Here is an 18,107-nt window from a genome sequence, read left to right on the forward strand (position 1 = left end):
AGGAGAGTTCGCGAAATTGTAATAAAATAATCCTGAAATCGGACATTTTATTTTCTAACATGCTGAATTTATAAATTATGTTCAAAACCGCACGCTGTGCTACAGATTAATCCTCTATCTTTCCCCGACCAAATACTGCAAGCTGAGTTCTGCGTTTTTACGCCCTCCTTCGTTTTATCTTTCCCCGTCAGGAAGCCAGGAACTAAAGATAAATTAATGTAGTGGCACCTTTGCTGTATCGCTTAGAGATTGATGAATGGCTTCGTTTATTCCTTATGCGCTACGGGTTTTTAGCTTGTAAGGAATATCTGTGAATAAATTTTTCGACCTCTCCCTGCTGCATCCGCGTAACTGGCTGACGTGGCTGGGATTAGGCGTGCTGTGGCTGTTGGTTCAGCTGCCGTATCCGCTGCTGCATATTATCGGCTCCTCCCTCGGCCGCGCCGCGCGCCCCTTCCTTAAAAGGCGGGAAAAAATCGCCGCCAGAAATATTGCGCTGTGCTTTCCCGAGATGAACGCCGCCGACAAAGAGACGCTGCTTGAGCAGAACTTCGTCTCTCTGGGCATGGGCCTGATCGAGACCGGCATGGCGTGGTTCTGGAGCGACGCGCGGGTGAAAAAATGGTTCGACGTGGAAGGGTACGCTAATCTCACCAATGCGCTGGCCGAAAACCGGGGCGTAATGGTGGTCGGCGTGCACTTTATGTCGCTGGAGCTGGGCGGGCGGGCAATGGGCCTGTGCCGGCCAATGATGGCGACTTACCGCCGCCACAATAGCCCGCTGATGGAGTGGGTGCAGACTCGTGGGCGCCTGCGCTCGAACAAGGCGATGATCGACAGGCGCAACCTGCGCGGTCTGGTGCAGGCGCTTAAGGCCGGTGAGGCGGTATGGTTCGCGCCGGATCAGGACTATGGTCCGAAGGGCAGCACCTTCGCGCCGTTTTTCTCGGTGCCGCAGGCGGCGACCACCAACGGCACGCGCGTACTCTCGCGCCTGTCCGGCGCGGGGCTGCTGACCATTACCATGGTGCGCAAGGCCAACCGCCGCGGCTACAGCCTGCACATCAGCGAGTCAATAACCGACTACCCGAAGGAAGATGAACTGGCGGCGGCAAGCTATATGAATCGCGTTATCGAAAAAGAGATCCTGCGCGCGCCGGAGCAGTACCTGTGGGTCCACCGCCGTTTTAAAACGCGTCCGCTGGGTGAGGCATCCCTGTACTGATTTGCACCACGCGCCGGTCTGCGGCGCGTTATCTTCCTTCCCCTGCGCCAGCCCCCGCTTAACCGCCCCCTATCTCAAAAATAGGTATCTTCTATACATTTTTTGCATTGTTAAGTTAAGTGGGTGTTTTATCGGTAAAAAGCAATACTTATCAATATATTGCATATCGATATTATAAGCCCATCGCCCGATTCAAAGGGTCTATGCTTACTAAACGAACTAAAAAAGCGCAATTGCCGTAAAAGCCCCTGCTGGCAAGGGGTTGAAGTGATAATCATTATCACTACCATAGAGCAATGCCGTAATGGCTTCAACGTATAAGGTGAACCTATGGATTTGCAATCAGAAACCTTTAATCCGCAAGACCTGGCCTCCTGGCGGGGCGTCACCATGACGCCCGCGGCCGCTGTTCACGTGCGCGACCTTGCCGTGAAGCAAAATGTGCAGGGGATACGGCTGGGGATCAAAACCTCCGGTTGCGCAGGGTTTGCTTACGTCCTGGAGACCGTCAGCGAACCGAAAGCCGATGACCTGCTGTTTGAAACCGACGGCGCAAAGCTGTGGGTGCCGCTGCAGGCGATGCCGTTTATCGACGGTACGGAAGTGGACTACGTTCGCGAAGGCTTAAACCAGATCTTTAAGTACCACAATCCCAAAGCCCAGCACGAGTGCGGCTGCGGCGAGAGTTTTGGGGTACAGGCGGAGTAAATATGTCGCGTAATACTGAAGCAACTGACGATGTCAACACCTGGACCGGCGGTCAACTCAACTATAAAGAGGGATTTTTTACTCAACTGCAGACCGATGAGCTGGCGAAGGGGATCAACGAAGAGGTGGTTCGCGCCATCTCGGCAAAGCGTAACGAGCCCGACTGGATGCTCGAATTCCGGCTGAACGCCTATCGCGCGTGGCTGAAGATGGAGGAGCCGCACTGGCTCAAGGCCCACTACGACAAGCTTAATTATCAGGACTACAGCTACTACTCTGCGCCGTCGTGCGGCAAGTGCGACGACACCTGCGCCTCGGAGCCGGGGGCGGTGCAGCAAACCGGTCCGGGCGCCTATCTGAGTAAAGAGGTGGAGGATGCCTTTGAGCAGCTCGGCGTACCGGTGCGCGAAGGGCGGGAAGTGGCGGTAGACGCCATCTTTGACTCGGTATCGGTCGCCACCACCTACCGCGAGAAGCTGGCGGAGCAGGGGATCATCTTCTGCTCGTTCGGCGAGGCTATCCACGATCACCCGGAGCTGGTGAAGCAGTATCTCGGCACCGTCGTTCCGGCCAACGACAACTTCTTTGCCGCCCTCAACGCGGCGGTGGCCTCCGACGGCACCTTTATCTACGTGCCGAAAGGCGTGCGCTGTCCGATGGAGCTGTCGACCTATTTCCGCATCAACGCCGAAAAAACCGGCCAGTTTGAGCGCACCATTCTGGTGGCCGATGAGGGCAGCTACGTCAGCTATATCGAGGGCTGCTCGGCGCCGGTGCGCGACAGCTATCAGCTGCACGCGGCGGTGGTGGAGGTGATTATCCACCGCGACGCGGAAGTGAAATACTCTACGGTACAGAACTGGTTCCCCGGCGATAACAACACCGGCGGCATCCTCAACTTCGTCACCAAGCGCGCGCTGTGCGAAGGCGAAAACAGCAAGATGTCCTGGACTCAGTCGGAAACCGGCTCGGCCATTACCTGGAAGTACCCGAGCTGCATTCTGCGCGGCGATAACTCCATCGGCGAGTTCTTCTCGGTGGCGCTGACCAGCGGCCACCAGCAGGCGGATACCGGTACCAAAATGATCCACATTGGTAAAAACACCCGCTCGACGATTATTTCGAAGGGGATCTCCGCCGGACAGAGCCAGAACAGCTATCGCGGGCTGGTGAAAATCATGCCGACCGCCACTAACGCCCGCAACTTCACCCAGTGCGATTCGATGCTGATCGGCCCGGACTGCGGGGCGCACACTTTCCCCTACGTCGAGTGCCGCAACGACAGCGCCCAGCTGGAGCATGAAGCCACCACCTCGCGTATCGGCGAAGATCAGCTTTTCTACTGTCTGCAGCGCGGCATCAGCGAAGATGACGCTATCTCGATGATAGTCAACGGTTTCTGCAAGGACGTCTTTTCAGAACTGCCGCTGGAATTTGCGGTTGAAGCACAAAAACTGCTGGCGATTAGCCTCGAACACAGCGTCGGTTAAAGGATAAAAAATGTTAAGTATTAAAGATTTACAGGTTGAAGTTGAAGACAAGGCGATCCTGCGCGGACTCAACCTCGAAGTACGCCCCGGCGAAGTGCACGCGATCATGGGCCCCAACGGCTCCGGCAAAAGTACGCTGTCGGCGACCCTCGCCGGGCGCGAAGATTACGAAGTCACCGGCGGCAGCGTGCGGTTTAAGGACAAAGATCTGCTGGAACTTTCCCCGGAAGACCGGGCCGGCGAAGGCATCTTTATGGCCTTCCAGTATCCGGTTGAGATCCCCGGCGTCAGCAACCAGTTCTTCCTGCAGACCGCGCTGAACGCGGTGCGCAGCTACCGCGGCGAAGAGGCGCTGGACCGCTTCGATTTTCAGGATCTGATGGAAGAGAAAATCAAGCTGCTGAAGATGCCGGAAGACCTGCTCACCCGTTCGGTGAACGTCGGCTTTTCCGGCGGCGAGAAGAAGCGTAACGACATCCTGCAGATGGCGGTGCTGGAGCCGGATCTGTGCATTCTGGACGAAACGGACTCCGGGCTGGACATCGACGCCCTGAAGATTGTCTCTGAGGGCGTCAACTCCCTGCGCGACGGCAAGCGCTCGTTTATCATCGTCACCCACTACCAGCGCATTCTCGACTACATCAAGCCGGACTATGTCCACGTTCTGTATCAGGGCCGCATCGTGAAGTCGGGCGATTTCACGCTGGTCAAACAGCTGGAGGAGCAGGGCTATGGCTGGCTTACCGAACAGCAGTAACGCGCTCAGGCAGTGGCACCACCTGTTTGAGGCGCAGGGCGCGTCCCGCACCCCGCAGGCTGAGCAGCATCTGCAGCAGGTGCTGCGCCTCGGCCTGCCGACCCGCAAGCACGAAGAGTGGAAATATACCCCGCTGGAGGGGCTGACTTCGGGCCAGTTCGTCAGCGTACAGGACGACATCGACGCCGCCCGCCGCGATGCGCTGGCGCTGCCGGTTGATGCCCTGCGGCTGGTGTTCGTCAACGGCGTCTATAGCCCGGCGCTCAGCGACGAAACCTGCGACAGCGGTTTTACTATCGCCGTCGACAATGCCCGCGAAACGCTGCCGGCGCCGGTGCAGCCGGAGGTGTTTCTCCACCTGACCGAGAGCCTGTCGCAAACCGTGACCCGCATTGCGGTTGCGCGCAATCAGCGCCCGGCGAAGCCCCTGCTGCTGCTGCACATTACCCAGGGCGGCGGCGATGAGGCGATCAACACCGCCCATTATCGCCACCACCTTACCCTCGCCGAGGGCGCCGAGGCCACGGTAATTGAACACTACGTCAGCCTCAACGAGGGCCGCCACTTCACCGGCGCGCGCCTGACCGCCGAAGTGGCGGATAACGCCCGTCTGCACCACATCAAGCTGGCGTTTGAGAACCCCCACGGTTACCACTTTGCCCACAACGACATCCGCCTGGGGCAGGACGCCGGGGCTGACAGCCACAGCTTCCTGCTCGGCGCCGCCGTGTCGCGCCACAATACCAGCATCCGGCTGGACGGCGAGAACAGCAACCTCGCCATCAACAGCCTGGTGATGCCCGTGGACAAAGAGGTGTGCGACACCCGCACCTGGCTTGAGCACAATAAGGGCTACTGCAACAGCCGCCAGCTGCACAAGACCATCGTCAATGACAAAGGGCGGGCGGTGTTTAACGGCCTGATCAACGTCGCGCAGCACGCCATCAAGACCGACGGCCAGATGACCAACAATAACCTGCTGCTCGGCAAGCTCTCTGAAGTGGACACTAAGCCGCAGCTCGAGATCTACGCCGATGACGTGAAGTGCAGCCACGGGGCGACCATTGGCCGCATCGACGACGAGCAGCTGTTCTACCTGCGCTCGCGCGGTATCAGTGAGCAGGCGGCCCAGCAGATGATCATTTACGCCTTCGCCGCAGAGCTGACGGAAGCGATTAGCGATGAAACCATCAGAGAGCAGATCCTGGCCCGCATCGGCCAGCGGCTGCCGGGAGGCCGGGTATGACTTTTTCCGTCGACCAGGTGCGCGCCCAGTTTCCGATCCTTGCCCGGGAGGTCAACGGCCAGCCGCTGGCTTACCTCGACAGCGCCGCCAGCGCCCAGCGCCCAAATGCGGTGATTGACGCCGAAGCGGAGTTCTACCGCCGCGGCTACGCCGCCGTGCACCGCGGGATCCATACCCTCAGCGCCGAGGCGACGTCGCAGATGGAGCAGGTGCGCGAGCAGGCGGCCGCTTTCATCAACGCGCGTTCGGCGGAAGAAATTGTCTTCACGCGCGGCACCACCGAGGCCATCAACCTGGTGGCCAACAGCTGGGGCAGCAGCAACGTCGGGCGCGGCGATAATATTATTGTCAGCCAGATGGAGCACCACGCCAACATTGTGCCGTGGCAGATGCTGTGCCAGCGCAGCGGCGCCGAGCTGCGGTTTATTCCCCTCAATCAGGACGGCACGCTTCAGCTTGAGGCGCTGCCGGGCCTGATTGATGACAACACCCGGCTGCTGGCGATAACCCAGGTCTCTAACGTACTGGGCACGGAAAATCCGGTCAAAGAGATGGCCGCGGTTGCCCACCGGCGCGGCGTTAAGGTGCTGGTGGACGGCGCCCAGGCAATCATGCACCACGCGGTGGATGTCCAGGATCTGGACTGCGATTTTTACGCCTTCTCCGCCCACAAGCTGTACGGGCCGACCGGCATCGGCGTGCTGTACGCCAGAGCGGAGATCCTGCAGAAGATGCCGCCCTGGGAGGGCGGCGGGTCGATGATCGCCACCGTCAGCCTTACCGAAGGCACTACCTGGAACAAGGCGCCCTGGCGCTTTGAGGCGGGGACGCCCAACACCGGCGGCATTATCGGCTTCGGCGCGGCGCTCGGCTGGGTCAGCGAGCTGGGGCTTGACCAGATTGCCGCCTACGAGCAGCGCCTGATGGCGTATGCCCTGAGCGAGCTGGCCTCGGTGCCGGATCTGACGCTCTACGGTCCTGAAAACCGCAAAGGGGTGATTGCCTTTAATCTCGGCAAACATCACGCCTACGACGTCGGCAGCTTCCTCGACAACTACGGCGTGGCGGTGCGCACCGGCCACCACTGCGCCATGCCGCTGATGGCCTTTTACGGCGTGCCCGCCATGTGCCGGGCGTCGCTGGTGGTTTACAACACCCTTGAAGAGGTGGACCGGCTGGTGGCAGGATTGAAGCGAATACATCGCTTATTGGCTTGACTGGGAGACAACATGGCCGCACTGCCGGACAAAGAGAAACTGCTGCGCAACTTCAGCCGCTGCGCAAACTGGGAAGAGAAGTACCTCTATATCATCGAACTCGGCCAGCGCCTTGCGCCGCTGCCGGACGAGGAGCACAGCCCGCAAAACATTATCCAGGGCTGTCAGAGCCATGTATGGATAGTCATGGAGCGTACGCCGGACGGTCTGATGACCCTGCGCGGCGACAGCGATGCCGCCATCGTTAAGGGGCTTATCGCCGTGGTGTTCATTCTCTACGCGGACATGAGCGCCGCGGACATTGCCGAGTTCGACGTCCGCCCGTGGTTTGAAAAAATGGCCCTCACGCAGCACCTCACGCCCTCGCGCTCGCAGGGGCTGGAAGCCATGATCCGCGCAATTCGCGCGCAGGCTCACACTTTTAGCTAAACTTGCAGCAGGAAGCAATTTTGTTACGCGAAGCGGGCGACCGCTTCGCAGGTTGTTTAGCACGCTGGCGTCAGTCAGTGAATAAAAGGGAATATCACATGAAACGCGCGTCTTTACTTTCAATGTTAGTCATTACGGCCCTCGGGGCTTCGCTCCCCGCCTGGGCGGTGGAGTACGTGCTGCCGGCTAACGGCGGTCGGCTGGTCGGGCAAAACCAGACCTATACCGTGCAGGAGGGCGACAGCAGCCTGCAGGCCATCGCCAGGCGCTTCGACACGGCGGCGATGCTAATCCTCGAGGCGAACAATACCATCGCGCCTGTGCCCGCTCCGGGAACGCAGGTGACCATTCCGCTCCAGCTGCTGCTGCCCGACGCGCCGCGTGAGGGGATCGTGGTTAATCTGGCCGAACTGCGGCTCTACTACTACCCGCCGGAGGGCGGCACGGTGCAGGTCTATCCGCTGGGCATCGGCCAGCAGGGGCTGGAGACGCCGGAGATGGTGACCCGCGTCGGACAGAAGATCCCTAACCCCACCTGGACGCCGCCGGCGGGCATCCGCCAGCGCTCGCTGGCTAAGGGCGTGACGCTGCCGGCGGTGGTCCCCGCCGGTCCGAACAACCCGCTGGGGCGCTTCGCGCTGCGTCTGGCCTACGGCAACGGCGAATACCTGATCCACGGCACTAACGCTCAGGCCAGCGTCGGCCTGCGGGTGAGCTCAGGCTGTATGCGGATGTTTGCCGACGATATCAAGGCGCTCTTCTCTCAGGTGCGCGTCGGTACGCCGGTGCGGGTTATCAATCAGCCGGTAAAATATGCCACTGAGCCTGACGGCAGGCGCTACGTGGAGGTGCATCGCCCGCTGTCGCAGAGCGAAGGGCAGAATACGCAGACCATGCGCTATACGCTGCCGGCAAACTTTACGCAGTTTACGAGCGATAAGGGAACGGATAAGGCGCTGGTGGATAAAGCAATGTATCGCCGCGCGGGCTATCCGATACTGGTGGCGGCTGGCGCAACGCCCGTCGCGCAGGGCGGCGCGGTACAGTCAGCGCAGAATGTCTCGCCGGCAGCGCAGACGACGGTGACGCAGTAAAAGCAGGGAAGGGAAATAGCAGGCAAAAAAATGGCGCACACTGTGCGCCATTTCATTACAGGAACTCTTACTTACGGTAAGAGTGAGCCTGGTTGTCCAGACGCTGGTTAGCGCGAGCTGCGTCGTCTTTAGCAGCCTGAACGTCGGAACGCATTGCGTTCACGTCGTTGCTCAGCTGGTCAACTTTAGCGTTCAGAGTCTGAACGTCAGAAGACAGCTGATCGATTTTAGCGTTGCTGGAGCAACCAGCCAGCAGAGTAGAACCCAGGATTACCGCGCCCAGTACCAGTTTAGTACGATTCATTATTAATACCCTCTAGATTGAGTTAATCTCCATGTAGCGTTACAAGTATTACACAAACTTTTTTATGTTGAGAATATTTTTTTATTGGGAATGCACTTATTTTTGATCGTTCGCTCAAAGAAGCATCGAACCCGCACAGAAAGCTCAAAAAACTGATAGAAAACAGGCGATTTTCATCGGATTCATCTTAGATAACCTTCTCTTAAATAGTAAAATCCGATTTGCTTTTTTATTGGATCGGGCTAAAGCGTAAATAAAAAAGGCGCCGCAAGGGCGCCTGTGAGATCTAATATTATATACGCTGTAAATTATTACAGTACGTGTACCGAAGAGGTATTGGTGGTGCCGCTCGGGACCAGCGCCCCGGAAACCATGACCACGACATCGCCTTTCTGCGCCAGGCCGCTCTGCAGCGCCAGCTCTTTGCCGAGGCGATAGAAATCATCGGTAGAGGAGATCTCTTTCACCAGCTGCGCGACAACGCCTTTGCTGAGCACCAGCTGACGCGCGGTCAGTTCGTTGGTGGTCAGGGCGAGGATAGTGGCGTCCGGGAAGTATTTACGCACGGCGCGGGCAGATTTACCGCCCTGGGTAGCGACCACGATCAGCGGGGCTTCCAGCTTCTCAGCGGTCTCTACGGCACCGCGGCACACGGCTTCGGTGATGCGCAGTTTGCGGCCGTCGTGGTTGTAGTCCAGGCGGGAGGTCATCACGCGATCGGTACGCTCGCAGATGGTCGCCATCACGGAAACGGCTTCCAGCGGGTATTTCCCTTTCGCAGATTCACCGGACAGCATCACCGCATCGGTACCGTCGAGGATGGCGTTCGCCACGTCGCCGGCTTCAGCGCGGGTCGGGCGCGGGTTCTTGATCATGGAGTCCAGCATCTGGGTCGCGGTGATAACCACTTTGCGCGCGCGGATACATTTTTCGATGATCATTTTCTGGGCGAAGATAACCTCTTCCACCGGGATCTCAACGCCCATATCGCCGCGGGCAACCATGATGCCGTCGGACGCTTCGAGAATTTCGTCGAAGTTATCCAGGCCTTCCTGGTTTTCAATTTTGGAGATGATCTGAATGTTCTCGCCGCCGTTGGCCTTCAGGTGCTCGCGAATTTCCAGCACATCAGAGCGCTTACGGATGAAGGAGGCCGCCACAAAGTCAACGCCCTGTTCGCAGCCGAAGATCAGATCCTGTTTATCTTTCGCCGCCAGTGCCGGCAGGGCAATGGAGACGCCCGGCAGGTTAACGCCTTTGTTCTCGCCCAGGTCGCCGTTGTTCAGCACCTTACAGATGACCTTGTTACCTTCGATAGCGGTGACTTCCATGCCGATCAGGCCGTCGTCAACCAGCACGGTGTTGCCGACTTTCAGGTCGCTGGTGAAGCCTTCGTAGGTCACAGCAACGATGTCGCTGTTACCGACCACGGATTTGTCGGTGGTGAAGGTGAAGGTCTGGCCCGCTTTCAGGGAGACGTCATTGCCGCCTTCCAGCTTGATGGTGCGGATTTCCGGCCCTTTGGTATCCAGCAGGATAGCGGCTTTTTTACCGGTTTTGCTCATCACGTTGCGCAGGTTCTGAATGCGCTGGCCGTGTTCAGCGTAGTCACCGTGGGAGAAGTTCAGACGCATTACGTTCATGCCGGCGTCCAGCATCTTCGACAGCATCTCTTCAGATTCGGTTTTCGGACCGATGGTGCAAACAATTTTGGTCTTTTTCATGACAGTCTTAGTCTTTACGTTGAGAATGATTGGAGAATTTGAGTCCGCGGCGGTTGGGCCGCGACGGTTAAAGTTGTCTTACGAGAGTTGCGATGCCACGAGATAAGGATAGGTGACATCAAAAAAGCGTGCAGAGGAAAGTAAGCCAGGGGATCAGCTATGTAGTCTGGATGATTTATTGAGCAACTTTGTATGAAGTCCAATGAGCTGAAACCATTCAAGAAAGAACCGGCGCGTATTATACGAGTTTAGCCGCCAAAAAGAAAATAAAAACACTGTTTCAGAAGAGTGTCACAGAACTTAACATTATCCTTACCTAATGATTCTACGGCGGTAACAGTTTTGCGCGGTACCCTTTGCCCGGCGCCGCATCATTGGTAATAATAATATGAATATTAACAGCTTAGCCGGAGTGTGCTATGGGTAATATCAGCAAAGATGAAGCACTGTATCAGGAGATGTGCCGGGTAGTCGGCAAAGTGGTGCTGGAGATGCGCGACCTCGGGCAGGAGCCGAAACACATCGTTATTGCCGGCGTCGTGCGCACCGCGCTGGCGAATCAGAAAATGAAGCGTAGCGAAATAACCCGCGAGGCGATGGAGAAGGTGGTGACCGCCCTCAGCGGCCAGTAGCGCCTCAGACACTCACAAAGCGTAGTACCGCTTTGACGGCAATGTCGCAGTTGCGCTGCACCACCTGAGGTTCATCAATGGCCGGCAGCGGGCCGTCGCCGAACAGGCTGTTAAAGCTGTAGTAATTCGACACCTGGTAAAAGCTGAAGCTGCTGATCAGTCGATGCACGTCGCGGGCGTCGAGTCCGGCGGCGAAAATACCTTCCCGCTGGCCGCGCTGGAGAATATTTTCCAGAATCGACAGGGCGCTGCGGTTGAGCGGCTTAAGCTGCGCGGAAACGCTGAGCCACTTGCCGCGCTGCATGTTCTCCATGCAGATAACCCGCATATAATCGGCGTGGGTGGCGTGATAGACCACGCTCCACTTCACCAACTGCACCAGCGCCTCCACCGGCGGCAGCTTCTCCAGTCCGAGACCCTGCTCGGTTTCGCGAATGCGGGTGTAGACGTGCTCGAGCACGGCCTGGTACAGGCTGTCCTTGGTTTTGAAGTAGTAGACCACCATGCGCTTGGTGGTCTGCGCTTCGCTGGCGATCTGCTCCATCCTCGCCCCGGCGAGGCCGTGTTCGGCAAAGATGGTCAGGGCGGCGGCAAATATCTTCTCTTTCAGGCTCTGGCCATCATCGTGGGTCGTTGCGGGCATAGCGGCTCCTGGCAAAAAGAAAAAAATACACGACCAGTGAACACCTTAGCAACCGGAGTGGCGAAAATGAACCTTATGGTTCATAGTCAATCCTTCAGTCACACTGACAAGGACACACTATGCTGCGCGCTATTGCGACTGTCTCACTCCCGGGCACGCTGCCGGAAAAGCTCCACGCGATCGCTGACGCCGGTTTCGGGCAGGTGGAAATTTTTGCCGACGATCTGCGCCACTATCCCGGCAGCGCGGCGGAGATCCGCCAGATGTGCGCCGACCTTGGGCTGCACATCGCCCTCTATCAGCCCTTTCGCGACTTTGAGGGCGCCAGCCGGGCGCAGTTTCCCGGGCACCTTCAGCGCGCGCGCCAGGCGCTGGCGATAACCCGGCAGCTCGGCTGCGATAAGATGCTGCTGTGCAGCAGTACGGCGGCGGACAGCAGCCCGGATATCGACCTGCAGATAAGCGATCTTCGCGCCCTTGCTGCCCTTGCCGAAGAGGAGGGCGTCCAGATTGGCTACGAAGCGCTGGCCTGGGGCACGCGGGTTAACCGCTGGCGGCAGGCCTGGGAGCGGGTCAGGGCCGTGGACAGCCCGGCGCTGGGCATCGTGCTGGACAGCTTTCACGTTCTCTCCCTGGGGGACGACCTGCGGGCGATTGGCGACGTACCGATCGAAAAAATCACCTTCGTCCAGCTGGCGGATGCGCCGCGTAAAGCGATGGATGTCCAGGCCTGGAGCCGCCATTATCGCTGCCTGCCGGGGAAGGGCGATCTGCCGGTTATCGAATTTACCCGCGCGCTGCTCGACCGCGGCTATCGCGGGCCGTGGTCGCTGGAGATTTTTAACGACCGCGGCGGCGTCAGCGCGGCGGACGCCTGGCGCTCCCTGGCGTGGCTAGAAGCGCAGGTTATGCGCCATCCGGGATAGGCGATGCCGGCGGGAAGGGATATGATTGGCCGCACATTCTGAAAGGAAATCGCCATGTCTGTTCCTCTGCGCCTCTTTGCCGCCGGCAGCCTGAGGCCTGCTTTTACGCCGCTGTGCCGGGCGTTTACCGCTCAGAGCGGTATTGCCGTCAGCGCTGAATTCGGCCCGGCCGGGCTGCTGCGCGAACGCATTGAGCGCGGCGAAGCCTGCAGCCTGTTCGCCTCCGCAAACGTCGCCCATCCGCAGGCGCTGCTGAGCGCCGGGCTTGCCGCCGGGACCCGAACCTTCGCCTTCAACCGGCTCAACCTTACCCTGCGCCGCGCGGCGTGCGGGGAGGACGCCGACTGGCTGGCGCTGCTGACCGACGCGTCGCTGCGCATCGGCACCTCCACGCCGGGCTGCGATCCTTCGGGCGACTATACGCTGCAGCTGTTCGACAATATTGAGCGCCGCCATCCCGGCGTGGGTCGCGCCATTGCTGCGCGGGCGGTGCCGCTGGTCGGCGGTCGTGACACTGTCACTATTCCTCGGGGCGAACTCGCCAGCGCCTGGCTGCTGCGTGAGGGGCTGACCGATCTGTTTATCGGCTACGCCCACTACGCCACGCTGCTGCGGGACGAGGACGGCTGCCGCACCGTGGCGATCCCGGAACCCTTCTCTCCCCGCTGCGAATACCGGCTGGCGTGGCTGGATGACGCGCCGCAGACGGCGGCGCTGGCGGACTACATACTCAGCGCCCGGGGACGGTTGTTTCTGCAGCAGGCGGGCCTCTCAGCGCCGGAGGGTGAATAGCGGCGCCAGCAGCGGCTCCGCCCCGTCGCCGGGCGTCAGCCTGCGCACCGGCAGGCCGCAGGCGCGCTGGAGAGCCTCCTCGGTCAGCACCTTCCCGCTTTCCCCCGCCAGCCACTCGCCGCCGGGCAGCAACAGCAGGGCGTGGCTGGCGACCCGGGCCGCGTGGGCCGGATCGTGGGTGCTGAACAGCACGCAGCGCCCCTGGCGGCGCGCCAGATCGCTTATCAGCTGCAGCACCGCCTGCTGGTTGGCGAGATCCAGCGCCGAGCAGGGTTCGTCGAGGAGGATCGTCTCGCTACCGCCCACCAGCGCCCTGGCAATCATGACCAGCTGCTGCTGGCCGCCGGAGAGCCGGTTAAAGGGGCGCTGAGCCAGGTGGGCGATGCCGAGCTGCGCCAGCGCTGCGGTGACCCGCATCTCGTCCGCCGCCGACGGCTGTCCGAACAGCGAGACGCGGCGGGCGCGGCCCATCAGCACTACCTCCTGCACCCGCCAGCCGAAGGCCGGGCGAAAGGATTGCGGCACCACGCTGATGCCGTCTCCGGCGCTCACCTGTCCGGCCAGCGGCTTCAGGGCGCCGCTGATCGTGGCGAATAGCGTACTCTTGCCGCAGCCGTTGGCACCCAGCACCGCCCACACCTCACCCGATCGGCAGTCGATGCTCAGCGGCGAGAACAGCGGCCGGCGGTGGCCGAAGCCGAGCGCCTGTACAGACAGCGACGGGGCGCTCATTGCGGCCTCCGGCGCCCGGCGGCGATCAGCAGCGCGGCAAACAGCGGCGCGCCCAGCAGGGCGGTGATGATCCCGATGGGGATCTCCGCGGCGGTCAGCGTCCGGGCGAGGGTATCCACCGCCACCATAAAGCCGCCGCCGAGCCAGAAGGCCACCGGCAGCAGGCGGCGGTGATCGGCGCCGACCAGCAGCCGTCCCAGGTGCGGGATCACCAGACCCACCCAGCCGATGCTGCCGCTGACCGCCACCTGGGCCGCCACCAGCAGGGCGCAGCAGGCCAGCACCGCCCGGCGCAGCGGCTTTACCGCCACCCCGAGCATGGCGGCGTCCCTCTCCTCCAGCGACAGCAGGTTGATGCGCCAGCGCAGGCCGTAGAGGATCGTCCCCGCCAGCAGCACCGGCGGTAGCAGGACGGCCAGCTTGTGCCAGCTGGACGTGGCGAAGCTGCCCAGCAGCCAGAAAACGATATTGGGCAGCGTCTCTTCGCTGTCCGCCAGGTACTGCATCAGGCTGACCAGCGCGGCGAAGAAGCCGCTGAGCACGATCCCGGAAAGAATCAGTCCCAGCGTGCTTTCGTGACGCTGGAGCGTCGCCACCAGATAGACCAGGCCCAGCGCGGCGAGGCCGAAGCCGAAGGTTGAGCCCATCAGCAGCAGCGGCCCGAGGCCCAGCAGGATCGCCAGCGTTCCGCCGAACGCCGCCCCGGAGGTGACGCCGATAATGTGCGGATCCACCAGCGGATTGCGGAAAACGCCCTGCAGCGCCGCGCCGCTCATTCCCAGCGCGCCGCCCGCCAGCAGGGCCATCAGCACTCGCGGCAGCCGCACGCGCCAGACTACCTGGGCGGCAATATCGGCGAAGGCGTGCGGGTGCAGCAGACGCTCCACCACCTCGCCGACCGGCAGCCGGTACTGGCCCAGGCCGAGCGACAGCAGCGCCAGGGCCAGCGTCAGGCAGGGCAGCAGGATCTGAATGGACTTATTGCGCGCCATCGGGCTGCCAGCTGACGCGGTAGAAGCGGCGGTAAAAATCGGCCGCCCGGGCGTCGACGTCGACATCTTTATAGCGGGCAGGATAGAGCTTTTTCGCCATCCACAGCTCGCCTACCGCCAGCGCTTCCGGCATCGGATAGCCCCAGGCCTTGGCGTACTCCGGCATCAGCCAGACGCGGCGGTGCTTTACGGCGTCGATGGCCTGCCAGGCCGGATCGCTTTCGATCTGCTGCACCACCTGCGGATAGCGGTCCTGAACGAAAATTACCTGCGGGTTCCACTGCAGCACCTGCTCAAGCGAGACCTGGCGGGCGCCCTTAACCGTCGCCGCCGCCACGTTGACCGCGCCGGCGTGGGCCATCATCAGGCCGGTGTATTTCCCGGCGCCGTAGGTGTTGAGATCGGGATTGGCCATATAGACCCGCACCTTCTCCTGCTCAGGTATGGACGCCACCGGCGCGTTGGCCTGCGCCCTGGCGCGGAAGGTATAGTTGATAAGCTGCTGCGCCTCCTTCTGGCGGGAAACGACCTCGCCAATCAGACGAATACCCTGCTTCAGGCCCTCGTTATAGGCCTGCTCCTCATTGGCCATCGTCGGATTCATTTTGTTTTTCTCGCCGTCGGCGTCCGCGCGCAGGGAGACGGCGACCACCGGCAGACCCGCGCTCTCGATCTGGCGGATCATCTCCGGCGGGGCGTAGTTGGCGACGAAAACCACCTGCGGATGCAGCGCCAGCAGGCTTTCGATATTCACCTGCGTCAGATCCCCCGGCATGGGCAGGGCGGTGATTTTCGGCATAAAGCGCACGAACTGCGGCCCGAGCTGCTTCTTCCAGCTGCTCAGCACGCCGACGATATCGTCGGCGGCGTTGAGCTGAACCAGCAGGTTCAGCGTCTGATGCTGAAGAACCACCACCCGATCCACACGATCGGGCAGCGTGACCCGGCGGCCAAGCTGGTCGGTGAGCGTGCGGTCGGCGTGGGCCGCGCTGAAGAACAGCAGACTGGCCAGGGCCAGGGAGGTGCGTAAAAGAGACATAGCGGGCTCAAATGAGTGAAAACGGTGTGTATTAAAATATACAGCGGTGGGTTATGTAAATGCCAGCGCGCCGGCCGGGGGCAAAAAGATGGCCGGCGCTTGTCGGGGATCAAAAGTTCATCTTCACCGTCAGCTCCACCTCGCGCGGATCGCCAATCTGGTTGCCCAGATTATTGGTGCCGATGGACGAGGTGTAGTAAGTCTTGTCGAACAGGTTTTTCACGTTGACCTGCAGCGTGACCGGATACTGCAGCTTCATTCTGTAGGCGGCAAACAGATCCGCCACCGCGTAGCCCTGCAGGTAGTAATCGGCGCCGTTGGTGCCCGAGCGTTTGCTGACCGCGCGGCCGCCGCCGCCGAGTGTCAGCGTATTGCTGTTCCAGACGTTATTGATGTCATAGGCCAGCCACAGCGAGCCGGTGTGCTTCGGCACGTTAGCCAGCGGCTTGCCGTTATACACCGGGTCGTCGGTCACTTTCGCGAAGGTATAACCATAGCTGGCGATGATGTGCAGGTTATCGGTCAACTGCCCGGCTACGTCCAGCTCGACGCCCCGCGAACGCACTTTACCGGCGGTTTTCGCTACCGTTTCGTCGCCGACCAGCTCGCTGTACATCACGTTCTTCTTGTGAATATCGAACAGCGCGAGGTTGGCGGTCAGGCCGCCGACCGGCTCAAACTTGGCGCCCAGCTCGTAGGCGGTGGACTCTTCCGGCGGCAGGCTGCCGATGCGGCTGGCGATCGAGGACTGCGGCATAAAGGCCTGCGAGACGTTGCCGAACAGCGAGAAGGACGGCGTGACCTTATAAACCAGACCGGCTTTCGGCGTCCACTTCGCATCGTGGCTGTCGGTATTGACGTTAAACGGCCGCCCCTTGCCCGCGTACTGGGTGTAGTACTGGTAGCGCACGCCCGCCACGGCAATCCAGCGGTCGCTCAGATAGAGCGCGTCCTGCGCGTAGGCGGCGTAGCTGCGCTGGCGCAGACGCTGATCGCTGTCGGCAGCCGATACCGCGGTGCATTTGCCGACGGCGCCATAGACCGGGTCGTAAATATTAAAGCCTTTGGTGTTCTTACAGCGGATCATGTCCGTGCGCAGCAGGTTGTAGCGCTCCCAGGCGACGCCGGTGAGTATTTCGTTATAGAAGCCGCCGATATCGACATTGCCCTGCAGGTCCGCCCGGGCGGTATGCATCCGCTGGGTCGAACCCTGAGTGGCATCGACCCGCCGGGTCAGGTTGCCGGTAGCCGCGTCATAGGCCATTACCCGTGCCTGATTGTCGTTGTACTGATCCTGGCTGTAGCCGTAATCCAGCCGCGCGGTCCAGGCGCTGTTCAGGCGGTACGCGGCGTTCAACTGGGCGATGTCGGAGCGCCCGTTGGTGTTGTTGAACGGCTCGTCGAAGCGCGTTTTGCGGCCCACGTTTACCGCGTGGCCGGTGTCGAGATCGAAAATAGTGCCCCGGTCAAACGGCACGTGATAATCCCGGTGGGACCATGAGAGATTCACCGTGGCGTCATCGCCAAACCAGCTCAGCGACGGTGCGATAAAGCTGGCGCGGTTTTTACCAAAGCGTCGCCAGTAGTCCTGGTGCTGGTAGTCGCCAATCAGCCTGTAGGCGAGGCGCGTGCCGTCAATCGGGCCGGTAACGTCGAGCTGGCCGCCGCCGCCGCCGAAGCTGCTGGAGGTGCCGGAGACAGCGCCGGCGAAAGTGGTTTGCGGCCGTTTCGTGATGACGTTAATCAGGCCGCCGGGGTCGAGAATACCGTACAGGGTTGACGCGGGGCCTTTCAGCACCTCGACCCTGGAGGTGGCGGCATTAAAGCTGCGCGGCACCACGGTGCGCAGCCCGTTGGTCATGATCGAACCGTCGCGGTTAGCGCCGAAGCCGCGCCGGGTAAAGGCGTCCTGGGTGCCCCCCAGAGTATTGGTCTGCACCACGTTTGCCACGTTATACAGCGCCTCATCGAGGGTGGTGACGTGCTGATCCTCCAGCACTTTGTCGCTCACCGTATTCACCACCTGCGGGATATCCAGCATCGGCATCGCGGTCAGGGTCGCGGTGCTGGTTGAGAGCGGTTGATAGCCGTCGGTAGCAGGATCCGATCCAGGCGCTGCGCTGACGAGCATTGTCTCTTCAGCGTCAGTACCTGAAC

General features: G+C 60.8%; 17 protein-coding genes and 1 pseudogene. 11 read left to right on the forward strand and 7 right to left on the reverse strand.

The window, feature by feature from the left end; all coding sequences use genetic code 11:
* Positions 1-310 precede the first annotated feature (310 nt).
* The 8 genes from lpxP (at position 311) to ldtE (ending at position 8,166) form a co-directional block, all read left to right on the forward strand.
* Complete coding sequence (gene lpxP / locus ENGE1_RS18530; RefSeq protein ID WP_048254668.1) at positions 311-1,225, forward strand: kdo(2)-lipid IV(A) palmitoleoyltransferase; 915 nt, start codon at positions 311-313, stop codon at positions 1,223-1,225.
* A 330-nt stretch (positions 1,226-1,555) separates the two neighbouring features.
* Complete coding sequence (sufA, locus tag ENGE1_RS18535; protein ID WP_045287677.1) at positions 1,556-1,933, forward strand: Fe-S cluster assembly scaffold SufA; 378 nt, start codon at positions 1,556-1,558, stop codon at positions 1,931-1,933.
* 2 nt (positions 1,934-1,935) lie between these two features.
* Positions 1,936-3,423 (forward strand): Fe-S cluster assembly protein SufB, encoded by a 1,488-nt coding sequence (sufB, locus tag ENGE1_RS18540; protein ID WP_048254671.1) that lies wholly within the window; start codon positions 1,936-1,938, stop codon positions 3,421-3,423.
* 10 nt (positions 3,424-3,433) lie between these two features.
* A complete protein-coding gene (gene sufC, locus ENGE1_RS18545) occupies positions 3,434-4,180 on the forward strand; it encodes a Fe-S cluster assembly ATPase SufC (RefSeq protein WP_043083597.1) in 747 nt (248 codons plus the stop codon).
* On the forward strand, positions 4,155-5,426 hold the full coding sequence (gene sufD / locus ENGE1_RS18550; RefSeq protein ID WP_048254673.1) for a Fe-S cluster assembly protein SufD: 1,272 nt from the start codon (positions 4,155-4,157) through the stop codon (positions 5,424-5,426). Before sufC ends, sufD begins: the two co-directional genes overlap by 26 nt.
* On the forward strand, positions 5,423-6,643 hold the full coding sequence (gene sufS, locus ENGE1_RS18555; protein ID WP_064360669.1) for a cysteine desulfurase SufS: 1,221 nt from the start codon (positions 5,423-5,425) through the stop codon (positions 6,641-6,643). Before sufD ends, sufS begins: the two co-directional genes overlap by 4 nt.
* A 12-nt stretch (positions 6,644-6,655) precedes the next feature.
* The gene (gene sufE, locus ENGE1_RS18560; protein WP_048254676.1) at positions 6,656-7,072 is read left to right on the forward strand and encodes a cysteine desulfuration protein SufE; all 417 of its coding nucleotides are present in this window, start codon (positions 6,656-6,658) and stop codon (positions 7,070-7,072) included.
* A gap of 98 nt (positions 7,073-7,170) precedes the next feature.
* On the forward strand, positions 7,171-8,166 hold the full coding sequence (gene ldtE / locus ENGE1_RS18565) for a L,D-transpeptidase LdtE (protein WP_043083606.1): 996 nt from the start codon (positions 7,171-7,173) through the stop codon (positions 8,164-8,166).
* A gap of 67 nt (positions 8,167-8,233) precedes the next feature.
* Here ldtE and ENGE1_RS18570 read toward each other — a convergent pair whose 3' ends face one another.
* Together ENGE1_RS18570 and pykF are read right to left on the reverse strand one after the other, a co-directional pair.
* On the reverse strand, positions 8,234-8,470 hold the full coding sequence (locus ENGE1_RS18570; RefSeq protein ID WP_002908860.1) for a major outer membrane lipoprotein: 237 nt from the start codon (positions 8,468-8,470) through the stop codon (positions 8,234-8,236).
* A gap of 311 nt (positions 8,471-8,781) precedes the next feature.
* Positions 8,782-10,194: a pyruvate kinase PykF gene (gene pykF, locus ENGE1_RS18575; RefSeq protein WP_043083607.1), complete on the reverse strand. Its 1,413-nt coding sequence runs from the start codon at positions 10,192-10,194 to the stop codon at positions 8,782-8,784.
* A 419-nt stretch (positions 10,195-10,613) separates the two neighbouring features.
* Here pykF and fumD point away from each other — a divergent pair, with 419 nt between their 5' ends.
* Complete coding sequence (fumD, locus tag ENGE1_RS18580; RefSeq protein WP_043083608.1) at positions 10,614-10,826, forward strand: fumarate hydratase FumD; 213 nt, start codon at positions 10,614-10,616, stop codon at positions 10,824-10,826.
* A 4-nt stretch (positions 10,827-10,830) separates the two neighbouring features.
* On the opposite strand, the gene ENGE1_RS18585 is transcribed toward fumD, so the two are convergent.
* Positions 10,831-11,469, reverse strand: a complete 639-nt coding sequence (locus ENGE1_RS18585) for a TetR/AcrR family transcriptional regulator (protein WP_043083609.1) — start codon at positions 11,467-11,469, stop codon at positions 10,831-10,833.
* A gap of 119 nt (positions 11,470-11,588) precedes the next feature.
* Between ENGE1_RS18585 and ENGE1_RS18590 the strand changes: the two are divergent.
* Positions 11,589-12,383: pseudogene (locus ENGE1_RS18590) on the forward strand (sugar phosphate isomerase/epimerase family protein); the annotation flags it as partial.
* Between the two features lie 66 nt (positions 12,384-12,449).
* Positions 12,450-13,187 carry a substrate-binding domain-containing protein gene (locus ENGE1_RS18595; protein ID WP_048273266.1) on the forward strand — a complete coding sequence of 246 codons (738 nt, stop codon included), beginning with the start codon at positions 12,450-12,452 and terminating at the stop codon, positions 13,185-13,187.
* Here ENGE1_RS18595 and ENGE1_RS18600 read toward each other — a convergent pair.
* From ENGE1_RS18600 to ENGE1_RS18615, 4 genes are all read right to left on the reverse strand, one after another.
* Positions 13,167-13,919 carry an ABC transporter ATP-binding protein gene (locus tag ENGE1_RS18600; RefSeq protein ID WP_048254679.1) on the reverse strand — a complete coding sequence of 251 codons (753 nt, stop codon included), beginning with the start codon at positions 13,917-13,919 and terminating at the stop codon, positions 13,167-13,169. The genes ENGE1_RS18595 and ENGE1_RS18600 overlap by 21 nt on opposite strands.
* Positions 13,916-14,911 carry a FecCD family ABC transporter permease gene (locus ENGE1_RS18605; protein WP_048254680.1) on the reverse strand — a complete coding sequence of 332 codons (996 nt, stop codon included), beginning with the start codon at positions 14,909-14,911 and terminating at the stop codon, positions 13,916-13,918. Before ENGE1_RS18605 ends, ENGE1_RS18600 begins: the two co-directional genes overlap by 4 nt.
* Entirely contained in the window at positions 14,898-15,950 is a 1,053-nt protein-coding gene (locus ENGE1_RS18610) for an ABC transporter substrate-binding protein (protein WP_048254682.1), read from the reverse strand. The genes ENGE1_RS18605 and ENGE1_RS18610 overlap by 14 nt, the downstream gene beginning before the upstream one ends.
* A 109-nt stretch (positions 15,951-16,059) precedes the next feature.
* Positions 16,060-18,081 (reverse strand): TonB-dependent siderophore receptor, encoded by a 2,022-nt coding sequence (locus ENGE1_RS18615; protein ID WP_106913033.1) that lies wholly within the window; start codon positions 18,079-18,081, stop codon positions 16,060-16,062.
* Positions 18,082-18,107: the final 26 nt, after the last annotated feature.

This window comes from Pluralibacter gergoviae ATCC 33028 = NBRC 105706 (genome assembly GCF_001598855.1).
GTDB classification, from domain to species: domain Bacteria; phylum Pseudomonadota; class Gammaproteobacteria; order Enterobacterales; family Enterobacteriaceae; genus Pluralibacter; species Pluralibacter gergoviae.